At 53.0% G+C, this 17513-nt stretch carries 15 protein-coding genes and 1 tRNA gene; 11 read left to right on the top strand and 5 right to left on the bottom strand.

Annotated elements, in window-relative coordinates; genetic code table 11:
• From L215_RS0103105 to L215_RS0103060, 10 genes are all read left to right on the top strand, one after another.
• Positions 1-375 (top strand): ISAs1 family transposase (locus L215_RS0103105; protein WP_027451328.1); only part of this gene is annotated, 375 nt, incomplete at its 5' end.
• Positions 376-460: 85 nt separating this feature from the next.
• Complete coding sequence (locus L215_RS0103100; protein WP_025882966.1) at positions 461-982, top strand: dihydrofolate reductase; 522 nt, start codon at positions 461-463, stop codon at positions 980-982.
• On the top strand, positions 975-2354 hold the full coding sequence (gene hisS, locus L215_RS0103095; RefSeq protein ID WP_027451327.1) for a histidine--tRNA ligase: 1380 nt from the start codon (positions 975-977) through the stop codon (positions 2352-2354). Before L215_RS0103100 ends, hisS begins: the two co-directional genes overlap by 8 nt.
• Positions 2355-2419: 65 nt before the next feature.
• Positions 2420-3010 carry a BamJ family beta-barrel-assembly machinery protein gene (locus tag L215_RS0103090; RefSeq protein ID WP_025882968.1) on the top strand — a complete coding sequence of 197 codons (591 nt, stop codon included), beginning with the start codon at positions 2420-2422 and terminating at the stop codon, positions 3008-3010.
• Positions 3011-3025: 15 nt separating this feature from the next.
• Positions 3026-3754, top strand: coding sequence for a BamJ family beta-barrel-assembly machinery protein (locus L215_RS0103085; protein WP_027451326.1), 729 nt, complete (start codon positions 3026-3028; stop codon positions 3752-3754).
• Between the two features lie 44 nt (positions 3755-3798).
• Positions 3799-4656 (top strand): BamJ family beta-barrel-assembly machinery protein, encoded by an 858-nt coding sequence (locus L215_RS0103080; RefSeq protein ID WP_025882970.1) that lies wholly within the window; start codon positions 3799-3801, stop codon positions 4654-4656.
• A gap of 190 nt (positions 4657-4846) precedes the next feature.
• Positions 4847-6055 (top strand): aminotransferase class I/II-fold pyridoxal phosphate-dependent enzyme, encoded by a 1209-nt coding sequence (locus tag L215_RS0103075; RefSeq protein ID WP_025882971.1) that lies wholly within the window; start codon positions 4847-4849, stop codon positions 6053-6055.
• Positions 6025-6774, top strand: a complete 750-nt coding sequence (locus tag L215_RS0103070; RefSeq protein WP_238296275.1) for a DUF452 family protein — start codon at positions 6025-6027, stop codon at positions 6772-6774. The genes L215_RS0103075 and L215_RS0103070 overlap by 31 nt, the downstream gene beginning before the upstream one ends.
• A 40-nt stretch (positions 6775-6814) precedes the next feature.
• Positions 6815-7588 (top strand): methyltransferase domain-containing protein, encoded by a 774-nt coding sequence (locus tag L215_RS0103065; protein WP_025882973.1) that lies wholly within the window; start codon positions 6815-6817, stop codon positions 7586-7588.
• A complete protein-coding gene (locus L215_RS0103060; RefSeq protein WP_025882974.1) occupies positions 7585-8616 on the top strand; it encodes a TlpA disulfide reductase family protein in 1032 nt (343 codons plus the stop codon). The genes L215_RS0103065 and L215_RS0103060 overlap by 4 nt, the downstream gene beginning before the upstream one ends.
• Before the next feature lie 185 nt (positions 8617-8801).
• On the opposite strand, the gene L215_RS0103055 is transcribed toward L215_RS0103060, so the two are convergent.
• The 4 genes from L215_RS0103055 to L215_RS0103040 form a co-directional block, all read right to left on the bottom strand.
• A complete protein-coding gene (locus L215_RS0103055; RefSeq protein WP_025882976.1) occupies positions 8802-9611 on the bottom strand; it encodes an MBL fold metallo-hydrolase in 810 nt (269 codons plus the stop codon).
• The gene (locus L215_RS0103050) at positions 9608-10663 is read right to left on the bottom strand and encodes an asparaginase (RefSeq protein ID WP_025882977.1); all 1056 of its coding nucleotides are present in this window, start codon (positions 10661-10663) and stop codon (positions 9608-9610) included. The genes L215_RS0103055 and L215_RS0103050 overlap by 4 nt, the downstream gene beginning before the upstream one ends.
• A gap of 239 nt (positions 10664-10902) precedes the next feature.
• Positions 10903-11298 (bottom strand): rhodanese-like domain-containing protein, encoded by a 396-nt coding sequence (locus tag L215_RS0103045; RefSeq protein WP_025882978.1) that lies wholly within the window; start codon positions 11296-11298, stop codon positions 10903-10905.
• A 202-nt stretch (positions 11299-11500) separates the two neighbouring features.
• Positions 11501-13669, bottom strand: a complete 2169-nt coding sequence (locus L215_RS0103040; protein ID WP_027451324.1) for a TonB-dependent receptor — start codon at positions 13667-13669, stop codon at positions 11501-11503.
• A 475-nt stretch (positions 13670-14144) separates the two neighbouring features.
• Here L215_RS0103040 and L215_RS0103035 point away from each other — a divergent pair.
• Positions 14145-14217: transfer RNA gene (locus L215_RS0103035), tRNA-Thr, on the top strand.
• Between the two features lie 250 nt (positions 14218-14467).
• Here L215_RS0103035 and L215_RS0103030 read toward each other — a convergent pair.
• Positions 14468-17506 (bottom strand): leucine-rich repeat protein, encoded by a 3039-nt coding sequence (locus L215_RS0103030; RefSeq protein ID WP_027451323.1) that lies wholly within the window; start codon positions 17504-17506, stop codon positions 14468-14470.
• Positions 17507-17513: the final 7 nt, after the last annotated feature.

Here is a 17513-nt window from a genome sequence, read left to right as displayed (position 1 = left end):
ACTTTAGACAAATGGGAAGGGCTTAAAAGTATCCATATGATGACAAGAGTACGGACGGACAAGAAGACAGATAAGTCCAGCAGCGAAACCACCTTCTATATCTCTAGCCTGACAGACGGAGCGGAGGTCTTCAAGTTGATACGTGAACATTGGGCTGTGGAAAACAAGCTACACTATATGCTGGATATGCTTTTTAGAGAGGACTACTCTACCAAGAGAGCCCGCAACGCAGCTCAGAACATGAACATTATAAACAAGATAAACCTGACTATCATTCAACGGCTTAAAGACAAGCTCAAAGCCACATCAACGCTACGCCTGAGGAAAAAGCTCTCACGAATGACTCCAGAGGAAATCTTCGAAATGGAATTATAATGCGTCAGCCCTGCGCTTTAAGTAGGCCTACAAACGATATACGGCATTTTTTCGTATCTTAGCCCCCAAATTAGTTCGTCTGAATATGGAAATATGGATTATCGTGGCGACTGCCCGGGACAGAGCTATAGGTCGTGATGGCACGATGCCGTGGCGTCTGAGAGATGATTTGCGCCGATTAAAGGCGACGACCACGGGGCACGCTGTCATCATGGGGCGACACACGTGGGACTCCATAGGCGCTCGCCCACTGCCCAATCGCTACAACATAGTGGTCTCTCGCACCCAGCCCGAGGGCGAGGCTGAGACGCACTATGTCGCCTCCACTCTAGAGCAGGCGCTACAGCATTGCCAGCAGGCGGGCTACGATCGGGTCTACATCATGGGTGGCGGAGTGCTCTACAAGAGTGGCCTACCATACGCTACGCACCTTAATCTAACAATGGTCGACACGGTCGTGCCTGATGCCGACACGCATTTTCCAGAGATCGACCTGGCGGAGTGGTCCAAGCTCGAGGAGGCTCACTATCCAGCCGACGAGCGCAATGACTACGCCGTGACACAAACGCTATACAAACGAATCGAAACGGCTAAACGCTATGAATAAACCTTCGATACCTAAGGGGACACGAGACTTTGGCGCTGAGGAGATGCGCCGACGCAACTATATATTTGAGACGATACGCTCCGTCTTCGCACTCTATGGATTTGAGCAGATTGAGACGCCGGCCATGGAGCAGCTCTCCACGCTCACGGGTAAGTATGGCGTAGAGGGTGATCGACTACTCTTTAAGATTCTGAACTCGGGAGACTATAAGGCGGGGATTGATGCGGAGACCTTTACGGAGGAGTCGCCGGCTGCGCTGGCAGCTCGTCTCTGTGAGCGAGGACTGCGCTACGATCTGACCGTGCCTTTCGCCCGTTATGTGGTGATGCACCGCAACGAACTCACCTTCCCCTTCAAGCGCTACCAGATGCAGCCTGTATGGCGTGCCGACAGACCGCAGAAAGGACGCTATCGTGAGTTTTACCAATGCGATGCCGACGTCATCGGTACCGACTCGCTGATGCCTGAGGTGGACTTTGTCTATATGATCGATGAGGTCTTCCGTCGGCTCAAACTCCGCACGATGCTCCTGCTCAACAACCGTAAGATACTAGCAGGCATCGCTGAGGTGATCAAGGCGCCAGACCGCTTGGCTCAGTTGACCATCTGCATGGACAAGCTGGACAAGACCTCCGTGGAGGCGGTCTTAGCGGATCTCGTCGAGAGCGGCTTTGACCCAGACTCGCTAGCACCCGTTCGTGAGGTGCTCACCCTAGAGGGGAGCAATCGTGACAAGGTGACTGTACTCAAGCAGCTACTCGCAGGCTCCGAGATAGGACTCAAGGGACTGGAGGAGCTCGAGTACGTCCTCGACCATGTCGACACGAACGACCTGATGACCGAGCTAACCTTCTCGCCTTCGCTGGCTCGTGGCCTAGACTACTACACAGGCGCTATCCTGGAGGTCAAGTCGCTTGATGCTCCGATGGGCTCTATCTCAGGAGGCGGACGCTACGACAACCTGACCGGTATCTTCGGACTAGAGGGTGTCTCAGGCGTCGGCATCTCCTTTGGAGCAGAGCGCATCTACGACATCATGCTGTCGCTGGGTATGTTTGACACAGCCATGGAGCCCGAAGAGCGGATTATGATCGTCAACTTTGGCGAGGAGGAGCTCCAGAAGCTACTGCCCATAGCACATCAGCTACGCCGTGCAGGGCTCGCCACGGAGGTCTATCCCTCAGCGGACAAGATGAAAAAGCAGCTCTCCTATGCCAATAGCCGAGGCTGTCGCCACGTTATCATCGCAGGTAGCCAAGAGCTTAACGAGGGCAAGGTCTCTATCAAAGACATGATCCTCGGCACGCAGCAGGAGTGTCCACTCAATGAAATTGTGACCCGTCTGAGAGAGTCACTCTCCGCCAGTCACTAGAGGACTCATATCGTGAAGAATTGCTACCTTTGCAGGAGTATTTCTCATCTAAAGATATATCCCCTATGCCACAAGACGAAGTAAGCTACGCGCTAGGACTAAGTATCGGACAGAACTTCAAAGCGTCCGGAATCAAGGCTATTACCTCCGAAGACTTTATCGCAGGTCTCCAGGATGCTCTAGCTGAGCGTGAGCCTCAGATGACCAACGAGCGAGCTCGTGAGGTGATTAACCAACTGTTCACGCGCCTACAGCAAGAAGAGTCAGAGCTCAACGCAGCTGCTGGCAAGGAGTACCAAGAGATCATGCGCCACAAGAGTGGTGTCGTGACGCTCCCTAGTGGACTACAATACGAGATCATCAAGGAGGGCAAGGGCGCTAAGCCTAAAGCGACCGACAAGGTACGCGTACACTACCACGGCACGCTCATCAATGGGGTCGTCTTCGACAGTTCCGTAGAGCGTGGTGAGCCGGCTGAGTTTCCCCTCAATGCGGTCATCCCAGGCTGGACGGAGATCCTACAGCTGATGCCCGTGGGCAGCAAGTGGCGCGTCGTGATACCCTCTGAGCTAGCCTACGGGAGTCGTGGCGCTGGCGACGTGATCCGGCCCAATATGACGCTCATCTTCGAGATCGAGCTACTAGACATCGTATAAACACACTAAAGACTTATGACACATCGCATCTTAACCGTTGCGCTGACGCTACTGGTGAGCGTAGGCGCACTCACAGCGACCGAGCCTCCACGTCTCATCTCTTCAGCTGATACAGCAGCCTACGCACTAGGCGTCGCTAATGGTGTAGGCTTTGCGCAGAGCCTGTCCCAAATGCCTGGAGATCCTATCAATAAGGAGTTGCTCCTAGCTGGCTTTACGGCAGCTTTTCTAGAGCAGCCTACAGTCATGACCAATGAGGAGGCGCAAGCTTTTCTCTCTACCTACTTCCAGAAGCTGGAAGAGCGGATGGCGCAGGAGACAAAGGAGCGAAACGAGGCTTTCCTCAAGAGCAATGGCGAGCGTCCCGAAGTCAAGACGACTCAGAGCGGTCTACAGTACGAGATCATCTCCGAGGGCAAGGGACCTCGTCCTACAGTCGAGGACACAGTCCGTGTACACTACACGGGTAGGCTCATCGATGGTACTAAGTTCGACAGCTCCGTGGATCGTGGCGAGCCAGCTAAGTTTGGTCTCCTACAGGTGATCCCAGGCTGGACCGAGGGTCTGTGTCTACTGCCCGAGGGGAGCAAGGCTAAGCTCTACATCCCAGCACGTCTAGCCTACGGCGAGCGTGGTGCAGGAAGTTTGATCCCGCCCAATGCGACGCTCGTATTTGACATCGAGCTACTGGAGGTGATCAAGGGTCAGCCTATCCCTCTAGCCTCTCCGACAGAAAAAAAGTAATCAAGACACTATAACGCAAACGAATATCCTAAATACAACTTACAATGAAGAAATCAATTCTCTCACTCCTCGCAGTGGTTGCAATGGTCTGTGCCTTTGCTAGCTGTAACAAGAAAGCTCAGAAGAGTGACACCAACAACGAACTGTCAGCCATGAGCGATAGTGTAGCTATGATTCAGGGCTATATGACTGGTCAGCAGCTTGGTCAGCAGTTTATGATGATGGCTATGCAGGGTATGCCTGTAGACTCAATGGAGTTCCTCAAGGGCTTCAAGAAGGGTATCGCCGACACCACCAAGTTCTCCTACTACGCTGGACAGATCCAGGGTGTGCAGACCGCTATGGGCCTCGCTAAGGAGGGCATCAACGTCAAGCTCTTCACTGAGTACCTAGAGGCTGCGCTCAAGGGCGACACGACTAAGATGACGATGGATCAAGAGACTGCTTACAACTACGTACAGAGCTACTACCAGAAGAAGCAGGAGATCGAAAACAAGGAGAAGTTTGGTAAGAACATCGAGGAGGGCAAGAAGGCCATCGAGGAGTTCACCAAGCAGGACGGTGTCATCACGACAAAGTCTGGTCTCGCTTATCGCTACACTACGAAGGGTACAGGCAAGTCTCCCGTAGATGGCGACAAGGTCAAGGTAACTTACCGTGGTACGCTCATCAACGGCACCGAGTTTGACAAGAGCGAGGAGCCTGTTGAGTTTGGCGTGAACCAGGTTATCCCAGGCTGGACGGAGCTTCTTAAGCTGATGAAGGTGGGCGACCAGGTGACCGCTTACATTCCTTACGACCTAGCTTACGGTGCTAACGGTAGTGGATCTTCCATCGAGCCATTCTCTACGCTTATCTTTGACGTGACACTTCTAGATGTCATCCCCGCAGAGAAGAAGTAATCAGCGCCACGCATGACGACTTAACAGGTTCATGCGTCTGACTAATCTGGACCTACACAGTATCTAGCGTTGGCACTCCGCGTGCTACTAGATCCTGTGTAGGTCTATTCATAAGAAAAAGGGAGTCTATCCGTAGACTCACACGAGCGCTACAGTTCCGACGAAACGCGCTCCACACTAGCTAAGGCTTATGTCTCACTTTGAGTCACATATAGAGCAGATCCTCGCCACGCTACGTGACGAGCAGGCGCTCCGCACGCTCACCCCTATTGAGCTTCTACAGAACGGTCGCTACGCAGCACTTGACGATGCACACCCTCGGCCACTCATCAACCTCAACAGCAACGACTACCTAGCTCTCCACGACGCTAGCTGTCACTTTGCCGATGAAGCTAATCTGACCAATTGCCTACAGACACTCTCTGCAGGAGATCTAGGCTCTACCTCTTCGCGCTTGCTCTCTGGTGATAGAGCCGTGATGCACCAGCTGGAGGAGCTCATCGCTCAGTCCCTACAGCACGAGACAGCCTTGCTCTTCAACAGTGGCTACCACGCTAACGTCGGAATACTCCCAGCGCTCAAACTCCCGGGCATGGTGGTGATAGCAGACAAACTAATCCATGCCAGTATGATCGACGGGATACGGCTCTCGGGCTTGCCGTTCGAACGCTTTCGTCACAACGACGTAGCGCAGCTCCAGCGTCTCATTGAGAAGCATCACAGCGCCGAGAGCTGCCAGCATATCATCGTCATGGCGGAGAGCATCTACAGCATGGATGGGGATCTGGCTCCGCTACAAGAGCTTGTAGCGCTCAAGCAGCAATACCCCAAGGTCGCGCTCTATATAGACGAAGCGCACGCCATCGGCGTCCGTGGAGCGCATGGCTATGGGCTGTGCGAAGAGCTAGGCTTGCTCTCCGAGATCGACCTCCTTGTCGGCACCTTCGGCAAGGCTCTCGGATCCATGGGAGCTTACGTCGCCTGCTCCGAGGCTGTACGCACACTACTCATCACCCGCTCTCGGAGCCTCATCTACTCGACCATGCTGCCCCCACTCATCATCCAGTGGGTGCTGGCCGTCTGGCAAGCGCTCCCCGCGTTCACCCAGCGCAGAGCGCACCTAGCTAAGCTACAGCAACTGCTCACCGATGAGCTAGCCTCACTGCCAGCTCAACTCCTCCCCACCCCTCACAGCCACATCATACCGCTCCTCTGCGGGAGCCGTGAGCGAGCTAGAGCCGTCGCACAGGCGCTGCACGAGGAGGGTTACTTCATCCGCCCCATCATGTCTCCGACCGTACCAGTCGGCTCAGAGCGCCTGAGGATCTCACTGACCGCTGGACTCACCACCGCTGAGGTCAGGCAGCTATGCCAAATCATCTTAACGCATCTTGCCTAGCCGCTATGCAGTATACCTTCCAGCGAAACAGTGACCAGGATCCCTCCCGCCAACTCATCATATACTTCTGCGGATGGGGCATGACCCCTGACACGGTCTCTCACCTGACCTTACCACCAGCGTGTGACCTACTCTCGCTGTACGACTACCGCACCCTCGAGCTGAGCGACGACCTGGCAGACTTACCCTGGGCCTCCTACCAGGCGGTCACCATCGTAGCTTGGTCGCTAGGCGTCTGGGCTGCCGAGCAGGTTGTACCGCACTGGTCTGCACTCCCCTCCGCACGACGCCTCATAGCGGTCGCTGGAACCCCCTATCCTATGCACGACCTGTGGGGTATACCCAAAGGCATCTTCATAGGGACGCTAGAAGGACTAACCGATGAAAACCGCCAGCGCTTCAACCGCCGCATGTGTGGGGGCAAGCGATACAAGCAGCTCTACGAAATCCTCTCCGAGCGCCCCACTGCAGAGCTTCGTGACGAATTGCAAGCGGTCTACGATAGCATCACGGCCTCCGAAGAGCCCGAGACGAAGCCCCACGCCCGCCTAGCTTGGGATCTAGCCATCATCGGAGCGCACGATCAAATCTTCCCAGCGACCAACCTCTCCACCCTATGGCAGGCTCTGCATGTACCCACTAAGCTACTCCCCGACGGGTACCACTACCTCTTTGATCTGTGGCACTCGTGGCGGGAGCTATGGCAGGGCCTAGAGTAACCCAACGAAACCCAACGAGCCTTACTATTCATCTGTGCCTATGACCTCTCTCGCTCATCAATTCGACCGTGCCGCTTCGCATTACAACGAAGCTGCAGAGCCACAGCGACTCGTCATCGATCGGCTCGTCCAGTTGATCGACGAGCATCTTCCTCAGGCAGAGCGTCACTTCGCTCACGCCTTCGAGATGGGCACAGGCTCAGGACTACTGACAGAGCGTATAGATCAGCTACTCGAGGTCGACCACTGGACGCTTGCCGACCTCTCCCCAGCACTCCTAGCGCAGGTGCCTCGCCTGAGAGATCCACACCCCGAGCTGCGGGTCGGAGATGCCTCCGAGCTCTCTCTAGAGGGGCTCGGCATTGACCTCTTTGTCTCCAGTAGTGCCATACAGTGGCTGGCCGATCCATGTGCCTACTTGCAGCGCATCGTCCGCGAGCTCTCTGCCGAGGCGACGCTAGCCGTCAGCACCTTCGGCCCTGACAACCTCCTCGAGCTACGACAGCTCACAGGCCAAGGGCTGCACTACCCCTCACTAGACACCTGGCGCAGCACCCTTCAGGAGCTCGGGCACCCCTATGAGATCCATACGGAGCGACTCGTCATCCCCTTTGCCGATCCTCTAGCTGTGCTAGAGCACCTCCGCCATACGGGCACAGCACAGTTGCCAAATGCGCCACAGCAGATACGCACCCCTAATCAGCTCAGACGCTTTACCAAAAGATATATTACTAACTTTGCAGACGAGACAGGGCAAGTGCCCCTCACCTTCCAACCGATTTATATCATCATCAATAAACATCACACTGTATGAAACGATTCATATCCCTCTCCTCTCTACTGGTCGTACTGGGCTCGCTCCTAATACTGAGTAGCTGTAATCGCGGCAAGAAGAATACGCTACAGCTCCACGGCCTCGAGGGCAATCTATCTGGTATGACAGCTTATCTCTACGATGAGGCTGACACCACCAAGACGCCCATCGACAGCATCGTCATCAGCGACACCGTCGCAAGCCTCTCGCTAAACAACCTCAAGAAGGGCTACCTCTACCTACTCTCTTGCCAGGGCACACCGCTCAACGCTCAGTTTGTCTACGAAGGTACCTCTCTAGAGTACAACTTCAGCGATGGCCGTGTCAGTGGCTCTCCCGCCAATGATGCCTGCAACGCTTTCGAGCAGGACATCATGGTGGTCATGCAGGCCGACTCTATCAACAAGGCTGCTGGCCAGGAGATCGTACGTAAGTATGTCGCAGAGCAAAAGAACAACCCCCTCGTACTCCGCGCCATGCAGTACGCTATGTACCTCTTTGACGACCTCTCCGAGTTTCAGAAGCCTCTCGAGGAGATGGGCGAAAACGTCAAGCGTCTTCCAAGCTATACAACCCTAGTAGAGCTAATCCAAGGAATGATCAACACCAAAGCTGGCAAACCCTTTGTAGACTTTGAGGGTATCACCACAGAGGGTGAGCGCGTCAAGCTCTCGGACTACGTCGGTCAGGGACAGTATGCACTCGTTGACTTCTGGGCCTCTTGGTGTGGACCGTGCCGTCGCGAGATCCCCACGCTCATCCAGATGCACAAGAAGTACAAGGACAAGGGCCTACTCGTCCTCGGCATCGGCGTATGGGAGGAGAACCACGATGTTCACCTACAAGCAGTCAAGGAGCTACAGATCCCCTATCCACAGATCTACGATGATCAGAATAATCACGCCACCTCACTGTACGGCATCATGGGTATTCCACAAATTATGCTCATAGGGCCTGATGGCGTCATCATGCAGCGCGACCTGCGCGGAGAGCAGATCGACGAGCTCCTCAGCCAGATATACAAGTAGAGACTGTTGCAACAGTCTCAAGTAGTGCGTCACACGCTAGTAGCGTAATCCACTAGCACAGCACAGTAATCATAGAGTCTCCACTTGGTGCATACCAGGTGGAGACTCTTTTTTTCTGACGCCAACGGCCTAGGGCACTAGTGACGGTTTCGCTTGTAACCAAGGCTAGACTTTACGCCTCATCTCTAGGTCTCCAGTAAGTACATCGGGCTACAGTGATTGCGCTGCAAGGGAGTGATGTAGACATCCTTGCCGACACGGATCCCCTCAGCGAAAAGACGAATGTCAAAAGTTTTGCGCACCAGCTCCGGGTGGTTATTCTCCTTGCTCAGGTGGCAGAGGAAGACATTGCGCATCGTAGGGCTCCAGATACGACAGAGGAACTCCACCGACTCAGCATTGCTCAGATGCCCGAGCGGGCCACTGATCCGCTTCTTGAGAAAGGGTGGGTACTTGCCGATCCGTAGCATCTCGGTGTCGTAGTTCGACTCCAGCACCAGATGGTGCGCCATACTAGCGTAGTGCTCTATCGTAGGGGTCAGGTGCCCTATGTCTGTCGCTAGCGTAAAGGAAAAACCCTCCTCCGAAGAGATATGATACCCTACATTGTCAGCACTATCGTGCGGCACAGAGAAAGGGGTCACCACCAGCCCAATCAATGCAAAGGGCACCTCAGGCTCGATCGCATAGCGCATATCGTGCTGAATGCGCTCCATACCCCTCATATGGTCCAGTCCGCACTGCACAGGTAGCGTCGCATAGACTGGCAACTGGTAGCGATTGGCCAGCTTACCCACAGTACGTGCATGGTCGGCATGATTGTGTGTCAGGAGGATCGCCTGCACATCGTGCTCTATCGAGAGCGACGCTTGCTCTAATCCAGCCTTGATATCATAGAGCGCTATACCCGCATCTATGAGGAGCCCCTGCCCGTTATGCTCGAGGTAGTAGCAGTTGCCCGTGCTACCACTCGCCAGGCTCATAAAGCGTATCATATCGTCAGCTCGCCACGCAGAGAGACTTGCATCAGATGCGCCACCTCCTCTTGAGATAGATCCTGCGCCAGGAGATACATGAGCTTCGTCGTGGCGCTCTCGGTAGTCATGTCGCCACCACCTATGACACCCGTCTGACTGAGCACATTGCCCGTCTCATAGCGTCCCATGACGACCGACCCTGAGTAGCACTGCGTCACATTGACGATCGTAATACCACGTGCCACAGCGCCCTTGATGGCAGAGAGAAAAGCTTCGTCCGTTGGCGCATTGCCACTGCCGAAGGTTTCTAGCACCACCCCTCTAAGGTCTGGCATGCGGAGGATATGATCTAGGAGCGAGGCCGATAGACCAGGGAATAGCTTGAGCACAACCACATGCCCATCGAAGGCTGGTCGCCACGCTTGCGACAGGGCAGGCTCCTCAAAGCCTATGACACTCGGACTATACTTGATATCGATCCCAGCGAAGGCTAGGTGCGGATAGTTTGGCGAGGCAAACGCCTCAAAGTGCTCGGCACTATACTTAAGCGTGCGGTTGCCACGGTAGAGGTAGTCCTCAAAGTAAACGGCCACCTCAGGGATCATCGGCGATCCATCAGCACGTCTAGCCAAGGCAATCTCAAAGGCGGTGATGAGATTCTCCTTACCATCCGTCCGCAGTCGCCCTATGGGTAGCTGCGAGCCGGTCAAGATGACAGGCTTGTCCAGCCCCTGTAGCATAAAGCTCAGCGCAGAGGCCGTGTAGGCCATCGTGTCGGTGCCATGAAGGATGACAAAGCCATCGTACGCCTCCATCTCCCGCTGTATCATCTCACCCAGCCAGACCCACAGGTCGGGTGTAATAGCCGAAGAGTCTATAGGCGGGTCGCACTGCTCTATGTCGAAGGTGCAGTAGAGCTGATCCAGCTCGGGTACATGCTCCCGTAGGTAGTCAAACTGAAAGGCCTTGAGCGCACCCGTCTCTATATCTTGCACCATACCGATGGTCCCGCCTGTGTAGATAACCTTCAGGTGGGGCAAAGCGGTGGTCGTATCTTGATCTGTAGTCATGGAGGAGGAGAATTCTTCTGTAAAGCTATACCGCACACTCTTTTTTCTGTGCGCTTACAAAGATACGGATATTTCCCTTTGCACTAGATCAGTGTGCGGTGGGTGCGTCTCAATAAGGTTCGTACGCTCTCTTTTGTCGAGCGGAAATAAAATCTCAGCCTGCGAAGTTAAGGACCCAAGAGCCAATAAATCGACAACGGACTAGCTTATGATTATCAATCACTGTCGAGAGAGAAGGGTTATTTTTGAGATATAGGATAGCCAGCATCCAACCATCCGAGGATTCCATCTTTGAGATTGACGATTTGGTATCCTTCCTTTACCAGTGTCTGAGCCGCCATCATGCTTCTCTTGCCCGACCGACAATAGAGGTATATGGGCTGACTTTTGTCGAATCTTTCTTTGACTATTTTGGTGAAGTGTGACTCGTGCACATCTATATTGATAGACTTCTCGAGATGCCCTTTGGCAAATTCATCTGCTGTGCGTACATCAAGTAGCTGTACGGAGGCACTACTTATTTCCGCTTTGAAGGTAGCTGAATCTACCGATTTGATCTCCCTTGCTACACGGCATGACCCTATTAGCATGGATAGTACTCCCATAATGATGCAGTAGTAAAGTGTTCGTGTCATATACAATGTATCGTTGTGGCTGAACTGCCTATTGATACTTACTATAACGGATCGGACAGCAAAGTGTTGTCCTAGAGAGCGACTTCTATATGATTTAATGCTAGACTGTAGCCTAAGGAACAATTGGTGCGACCTCAGACTTTTGTATATCCAAGGTCGCACCGCTAGCTGCTACAAGGAGGACAGTTGACCTCCCGAGTAATTAAAATCTATAAGTCATGGAGAGATTGATCACACGACCATTGCCATGAGTATACTCGTTATCTCTTGCTACTAGCTGAGACTGGACCGTGTAGTAGGTGGTGTTGAGTAAGTTTTCTATGCCCAACGTGTAGGTGAACTTATCTACCGTAAGCCCCGCATTGAGATGCAATAAGGTGACAGGCGTTACCTTTCCTTCGCCCTCTGCATATTTTCCTTTGTCGTTTGTGGCAAAGCGGTCCCTTGCTCCAGTATACATACCATATAGGCGTATGTAGCTATGCTTCGTTGGGCGGCAATTGATATAGGCTGTAAGCTTCATTGGAGGGATAGACTGGCCACTCATATAATGGTCCCAAGAGCCATCAACATATTTCTTGCCTTCCATCATTGAGAATCCAATGCCCGTCTGCCATTGCCTATTGATGGTAGCATCCATTGATAGCTCTCCACCTAGGATACGTTGGGGTGAGCGATCTACCACCCAGAATCCATCTACACTTTTAAGGTCACTACCAAGCGCTGCGTAGGTGTAGAATACTGCGCCAGACGTCTCTAGCCTTGAAGCCTCACCAAAGAGTCCTCTAATGGTAGAGTAAAAGCCTATCTCGGCATTGTGAGTCTTGACAGGCGAAGTCTCTATTTTGCTCAGCACGTCACTCTTGGCATCGCGCAGGGTGCGTCCTAGGTCATAGATGGAGAAGCCTTGAGAGTAAGCTAAAAATGGTTGGAACACTCTCCACCTATTCAAGGTCACACCACCATTTAAGGATAGGTTGTTGTAAGGCAACACACCGCCTTGGACCTTAGTCCGCTCAACGCCCGCCTTCTTTGGAAGGACTTCATAGTCTGGCACGTGGACATCGATGCGATCATACCTTGCCCCCACTTTGATGTTGAGGAGGTCGCCGATAGTGGTTTTGGTTTGCACAAATGGTCCGAAGTTAAGAGCTGTCATCTCTGGCACCCAGTAACGTCCGTCTACAAGGGGCTGTCCAGTACGATCCATTGTGAAGTCTATTCCATACAGGAGCTTTGTAAATACCTGGTCACTCAGAGGGAGTTTGGAGTCAAGCTGAGCTTTTGCTCCGATCTGTTTTGCCTCAATGGTTGCCTGCCCGCTAGTTCCTTCCCAGCGAGGCTTCTTTTCATTATGTATCCGGTAGTCTGTCACGACCTTTAATGCACGGCCCTGTAGGGTCGCCTCAAGGTTCGTTCCGCTGAAGATGTTTTGATGCGTGTAGCGTATGTAAGCATTGTGATTGTACGCCATCCCCTCTGGGATTGCTTCTTTTGGCTGATCACCTTTAATTCCGATGCGTGGGCTTTCCAGATACTTGCCACCGCTAGCGATGAGCGGACTGTTTTGTACGGTCCTGAAGAAGTTGTACATCCCCTCGATACGAGCTGTCTCGCTTATTTGATAGCCCACCTTTGCTAGGGCATTGTATGTGCGGGTGTCGCCAAGCCCATATCTAGGAGAGAGGTATACGCCATCTCCATCTACCGAGCTACCCGTCTGTCCGATCACACCATTGACCAGGTAGTCAAAACCACCTATCTTGCCATAGAGCTGCTGATTGAGACGGTAGCCAAATGACTGTGTCTTATTGCTAAGCAAAGAGTGATCCTGCATTGCTATATAAGATTGCCCACCGAAGGGCTTATCATTACTGTTCTTACGCGTCACGATATTGATGATACCACCATTTGCTCCATTGCCATAAAGAGCAGTTGCACCTTTGATCACCTCAATTCGCTCTACAGCCGTTGGATCAATGGTCCGAAGGTCACGGCTTGTTGCCCGTAAAGGCGTTGTTTGTGGGATGCCATCTATCAGCACTAGTACACTTCTTCCTCTCAAAGTGTTGGAGCGCTCACTAGTCGTATTGCCTGTAGAGGCCATGCCTGGGACCAAAAAGCCTACGATAGCCTGCATGTCTGGCATAGTCTTATTGAGCTCCGCTAGTTCCTTACGTGTTACAATTGTGACGGACGTCGCCGATTGACTTTTCACCTCTGGGGTTCTTTGAGCAGTCACGACCACTTCATCGAGTGCGACTTCATTGTGCACCTCATTTTGAGCCACGGCTGTAAGACCTATGGCCGTATACGTCAATAGAGAAAGGGCCACGCAGCGTACCCATCTGTTTAGTCCTAAATATCTCATGATATTAAATGCCTATATTGTTATTGTGTTTGGGAGAAACGATCAGTTTGGACGTCACTCCCTCTTTCAGCTACAAAGTTCATAAACCACACTACTATATACAATACCCACGTATGGGTATTTCGAGTATGATGTGCGAAGTATACTCTTGCGTCTGAGGTTTCATGTATCAATAAAGCTCTGAGAACCTACAAGTAGATGGAACAGCTACACTCGATCACAACCGACAATGGAGGTGTGTTTGCTAAGTTTAAGACCATTGAGAGGTCTCTCAAAACTCCCGTCTACTTGCATTAGCGGGTGGGAATGTACGCGGACAAAAGATTCTTCCCGAAAAGCTTGCAGGTTAAGAAAATTGTCGTACCTTTGTGATCCGGGCGAGTGCCACACGGCCAGCTCCCTGTGAATCCCCCAGGGCTTGACCGCAGCAAGGGTAGCGGGTTGTAGCGGCGCGATGTGGATTGCTCGCCCTTTTGCCTCTTTAGCTCAGTTGGTAGAGCACGTGATTTGTAATCTCGGGGTCGTTGGTTCGAGTCCGACAAGAGGCTCTCTCACAAGGCTAGTCCTAGAGACCATATCTACAATCGACGAGCAGATTGCTAAGCTTAGCAGTCTGCTCGCTTTGTGTATACAGATCCGCCCTCGCTTAGCGCAAGTCTTAGCATCTAGGCGATGCCTATAAAAAAGGTGGCGAGCTCCTCACGATCGAGGGACTCACCACCATTTTCTTTTCGGAAGAGCGCTCTACTTGCTCACACGCTAGAGGAGATCCTCCGTGTGATCTGAGAGACTCTAGACTTACTGCTTGACCACTAGACGGTCAGCACTAGACACGCGTACCACGTAGGTACCAGCGGGATAGCTAGCGAGGCTGACCACAGCGCTACCCGTAGCGTCCGTACGAGCCGTACCAACGAGCGCACCCGTCAGATCGTAGAGCAGGATGTTGCTATCAGCGCCTGCACCTGCCACGTGGAGTAGCTCCTGCGTGGGGTTCGGGTAGAGCTGTATAGCGAGCTCCTCGACGGCAGCGACAGCAAGATTGGCCTCCTCAACGATATGGCCAAAGATGTTCCAACCCTTAGCCTTGCTGTAAGCCTCCTTAGCGCCTTCCTTAACATAAAGCGTAGACTCCTCAGGTGCGTAAATATCCTTAAAGGTCACCTCATTGATGACGGGAGGCTCTACACTATACGAGTAAACAGACTTGATAATCTGACAGCCAGTGAAGGTGTTAGCCGCGATCGAGCAACCAGCTGGGATGTGCACCTCCTTGAGTGCAGAAGCTAGCCCGAAGGCTCCCTTGCCAAACGAAGTGCAGCTAGGCATGTAAGGCACCTTCTCTAGCGAGCGGTCATAGTAAAATGCGGAGTCGCCGACCGAGACAAGCTGAGGTGTGACACCCTCTGCCCATCCGAACGACTTCATGGCCCCATTGTAGGTGAGTGCCATCGCATCAATACGCTCCAGCGATGTGGGGAGCGTCAGCTCCTTGACTCTTGGATTGTAAGCGAGAGCGAGGCGCGTGATCTCCTTGACACCATCCGATAGCGTCAGCTTACCCTCCATACCGATCGCTTGATTGCCTATAGGTAGGTAGAGTAGCTTCGATCCGTCTGCCGTGTAGAGGACACCCTTGACACTCTTAAGAGCCGTATTGCCCGTGGCAACCTCGACATCCTTCAAGTGTATAGGAGTTAGGAAGGCTCCTGGCTGCATCGAAGTAACCTGAGCCCCTAGGGTATAGCTGGTAGCCTCGAGACCCGCTGGGTAAGCGATGAGCTTCGTCTGATCCTTGCTGTAGAGGACACCCTCTATCGTTGAGAACGACTCATTAGCCTCTGGCACGACAAACTTCGTCAGAGCCGTGCAGAAGAGGAATGCACGATCACCGATGTCCTTGACCTTATTATTGAGTGTCAGCGAAGTCATCTGGATGGCGCCCTCGAAGGCTAGCGGAGCAATGTAAGTCACCTCATCAGGTAGGACTGCATCACCCGCAGGCTTCCACTTGTATAGTACGCCATCGACGATGTTCGGATCCGTATCAGAGACAGAAGGTTTGCTACAAGTTAGGTTCACCTCGACATCCTCCTTGAGGCTCTCGATCGTGTAGGTCAGCTCACGGTTGTTAGGTTGTGGCTCACGATTGACCTGCCACTCATCGACGGTGTAGCCCTCAGCAGGGTGTGCCGTAAAGACAAGCTTGCTACCAGCCTTGACTGCCTGACCCGTCTTGATTTCGACACCATTAGCCGTAGCGGTGAGCGTGCCAGTCTTCTCATTGAAAGAGGCAAACTTCACTATAAAGTGACCCTCCAGACGGTCAAAGTCGACCTCTATCTCACGTGAATCGAGCACTTCGCAACGATAGGTGGACTTACCATTCTGTCCCTCTATCGGCTTATACTTCTCGCCACCGATCTCAATCTGCTCAAACCAGTCTCCGATGCGGTAGCCCTCCTTAGGCGTAGCGGTAAAGTTCAGCATCGTACCCATAGGCACACGAGCGCCACGCTTCACCTCTGTGCCGTCATTTAGTTTGCAGGTCAGTGTACCCATCTCTGGGTCACGACTACGGAAGTAAACGTCAGCACCCTCAGGACGAGCCTCAAAGGTTACCTCGACATTTAGATGACTGGTTAGGTGCTCGACCTTATAGATTTGGGGAAACTTTGGATCTCCCTCTACGGTCACGACCTTTCCATTGACACGCCACTCTTTAATCTGCTGCTCAACCCTAGGGCTCGCCTTAAAGTTAACAGTAGATTGCTCTAGGAGCATCGCGCCATTCTCAACATCCTGCGCTCCAGACGTCCAAGCCTCCAGCGTACCATCTCCTATAGCCTTATAGGTTACCTTGTAGCGTTGCTGTGTCCCTGCGGGAGCACCGACGACGATCTGGCACTTCTTCAGCTTCTGCGCTAGCTCCGTCTTGATCGCCTCAGTAGCTACATAAACGATTGTCGTATTATTGTCCGGCCAGAGTGTCTCCAGACCAGAGATGGAATTACTCAAGTGCAAGTCTACGACACGTAGCGAGCCCACACCGCTAAAAGATAACCAGTTGTTCTTGATACGCTCCAAGCGTGGCAGATAAAGCTCAGCAAGCTTAGTACAGTTGACAAAAGCATTTGTACCTATCTCCTTAACGTAAGGAAGCTCTAGACGCTCCAAAGCTCCACAGCCAAAGATAGCGTTGTCACCGATAGCCTTGCACTCCTCACCAAGGGTCACCTTCTGGACACCTCCCGCCAATACTCGTAGCACGCCATCAGCACGGGAGATGAGCGCACCCTCGGCTGTGAGGTAGTTAGCGCACCCCTCCTTGAGCGTTAGCGAGGTGAGGCTAGTACTGTTTTGGAAGGGGTTGCCCACGATAGACTCGAGCGACTTGCCCAGTGAGAGGGAGGTCAGTGCATTCGCATTCTCAAAGGCCTTCTCCCCGATCGTCTTGATCATCGGCAGATCGAGTGCCTCCAGAGCCGTACAACCCTCGAAGCTGTGGCTCCCCACGCTCTCTAGCTTAGGAGCCTTGATGGTTTTGATACCCGTGCAACCCCTGAAGGCGTTGTCACCAATCTTTGTCACCCCGTTGAGATCTACGCTGGTGATATTGGTATTGCTGACTGGTTTTGAGGGTTCCCCCCCACCATAGGGATCTTCCTCACCAGGTGTGTAGAAACAGTTTGCAGCGATCTCAGTCACCCCGTCGGGTATCTGGATAGCTCCAGTCGCATCACTCCAAGAGGTCAATACGTTACCCGACACCGTCTGCGCGGCAAGAGCCGTCGCCGAGAGGACGAGTAGGAGTAGTAAGTTTGTTATTCTCTTCATAAAGTAA

The sequence above is a fragment of the Porphyromonas uenonis DSM 23387 = JCM 13868 genome (genome assembly GCF_000482365.1).
In the GTDB taxonomy this organism is placed as follows: domain Bacteria; phylum Bacteroidota; class Bacteroidia; order Bacteroidales; family Porphyromonadaceae; genus Porphyromonas; species Porphyromonas uenonis.
This window is presented reverse-complemented; position numbering and strand designations above follow the sequence as displayed.

What these genes read in the sequence shown, in the direction of transcription:
- L215_RS0103100 (WP_025882966.1), top strand. Translation starts at nt 461, where the DNA reads ATGGAAATATGGATTATCGTGGCGACTGCCCGGGACAGAGCTATAGGT.
- hisS (WP_027451327.1), top strand. Translation starts at nt 975, where the DNA reads ATGAATAAACCTTCGATACCTAAGGGGACACGAGACTTTGGCGCTGAG.
- L215_RS0103090 (WP_025882968.1), top strand. Translation starts at nt 2,420, where the DNA reads ATGCCACAAGACGAAGTAAGCTACGCGCTAGGACTAAGTATCGGACAG.
- L215_RS0103085 (WP_027451326.1), top strand. Translation starts at nt 3,026, where the DNA reads ATGACACATCGCATCTTAACCGTTGCGCTGACGCTACTGGTGAGCGTA.
- L215_RS0103080 (WP_025882970.1), top strand. Translation starts at nt 3,799, where the DNA reads ATGAAGAAATCAATTCTCTCACTCCTCGCAGTGGTTGCAATGGTCTGT.
- L215_RS0103075 (WP_025882971.1), top strand. Translation starts at nt 4,847, where the DNA reads ATGTCTCACTTTGAGTCACATATAGAGCAGATCCTCGCCACGCTACGT.
- L215_RS0103070 (WP_238296275.1), top strand. Translation starts at nt 6,025, where the DNA reads ATGCCAAATCATCTTAACGCATCTTGCCTAGCCGCTATGCAGTATACC.
- L215_RS0103065 (WP_025882973.1), top strand. Translation starts at nt 6,815, where the DNA reads ATGACCTCTCTCGCTCATCAATTCGACCGTGCCGCTTCGCATTACAAC.
- L215_RS0103060 (WP_025882974.1), top strand. Translation starts at nt 7,585, where the DNA reads ATGAAACGATTCATATCCCTCTCCTCTCTACTGGTCGTACTGGGCTCG.
- L215_RS0103055 (WP_025882976.1), bottom strand. Translation starts at nt 9,611, where the DNA reads ATGATACGCTTTATGAGCCTGGCGAGTGGTAGCACGGGCAACTGCTAC.
- L215_RS0103050 (WP_025882977.1), bottom strand. Translation starts at nt 10,663, where the DNA reads ATGACTACAGATCAAGATACGACCACCGCTTTGCCCCACCTGAAGGTT.
- L215_RS0103045 (WP_025882978.1), bottom strand. Translation starts at nt 11,298, where the DNA reads ATGACACGAACACTTTACTACTGCATCATTATGGGAGTACTATCCATG.
- L215_RS0103040 (WP_027451324.1), bottom strand. Translation starts at nt 13,669, where the DNA reads ATGAGATATTTAGGACTAAACAGATGGGTACGCTGCGTGGCCCTTTCT.
- L215_RS0103030 (WP_027451323.1), bottom strand. Translation starts at nt 17,506, where the DNA reads ATGAAGAGAATAACAAACTTACTACTCCTACTCGTCCTCTCGGCGACG.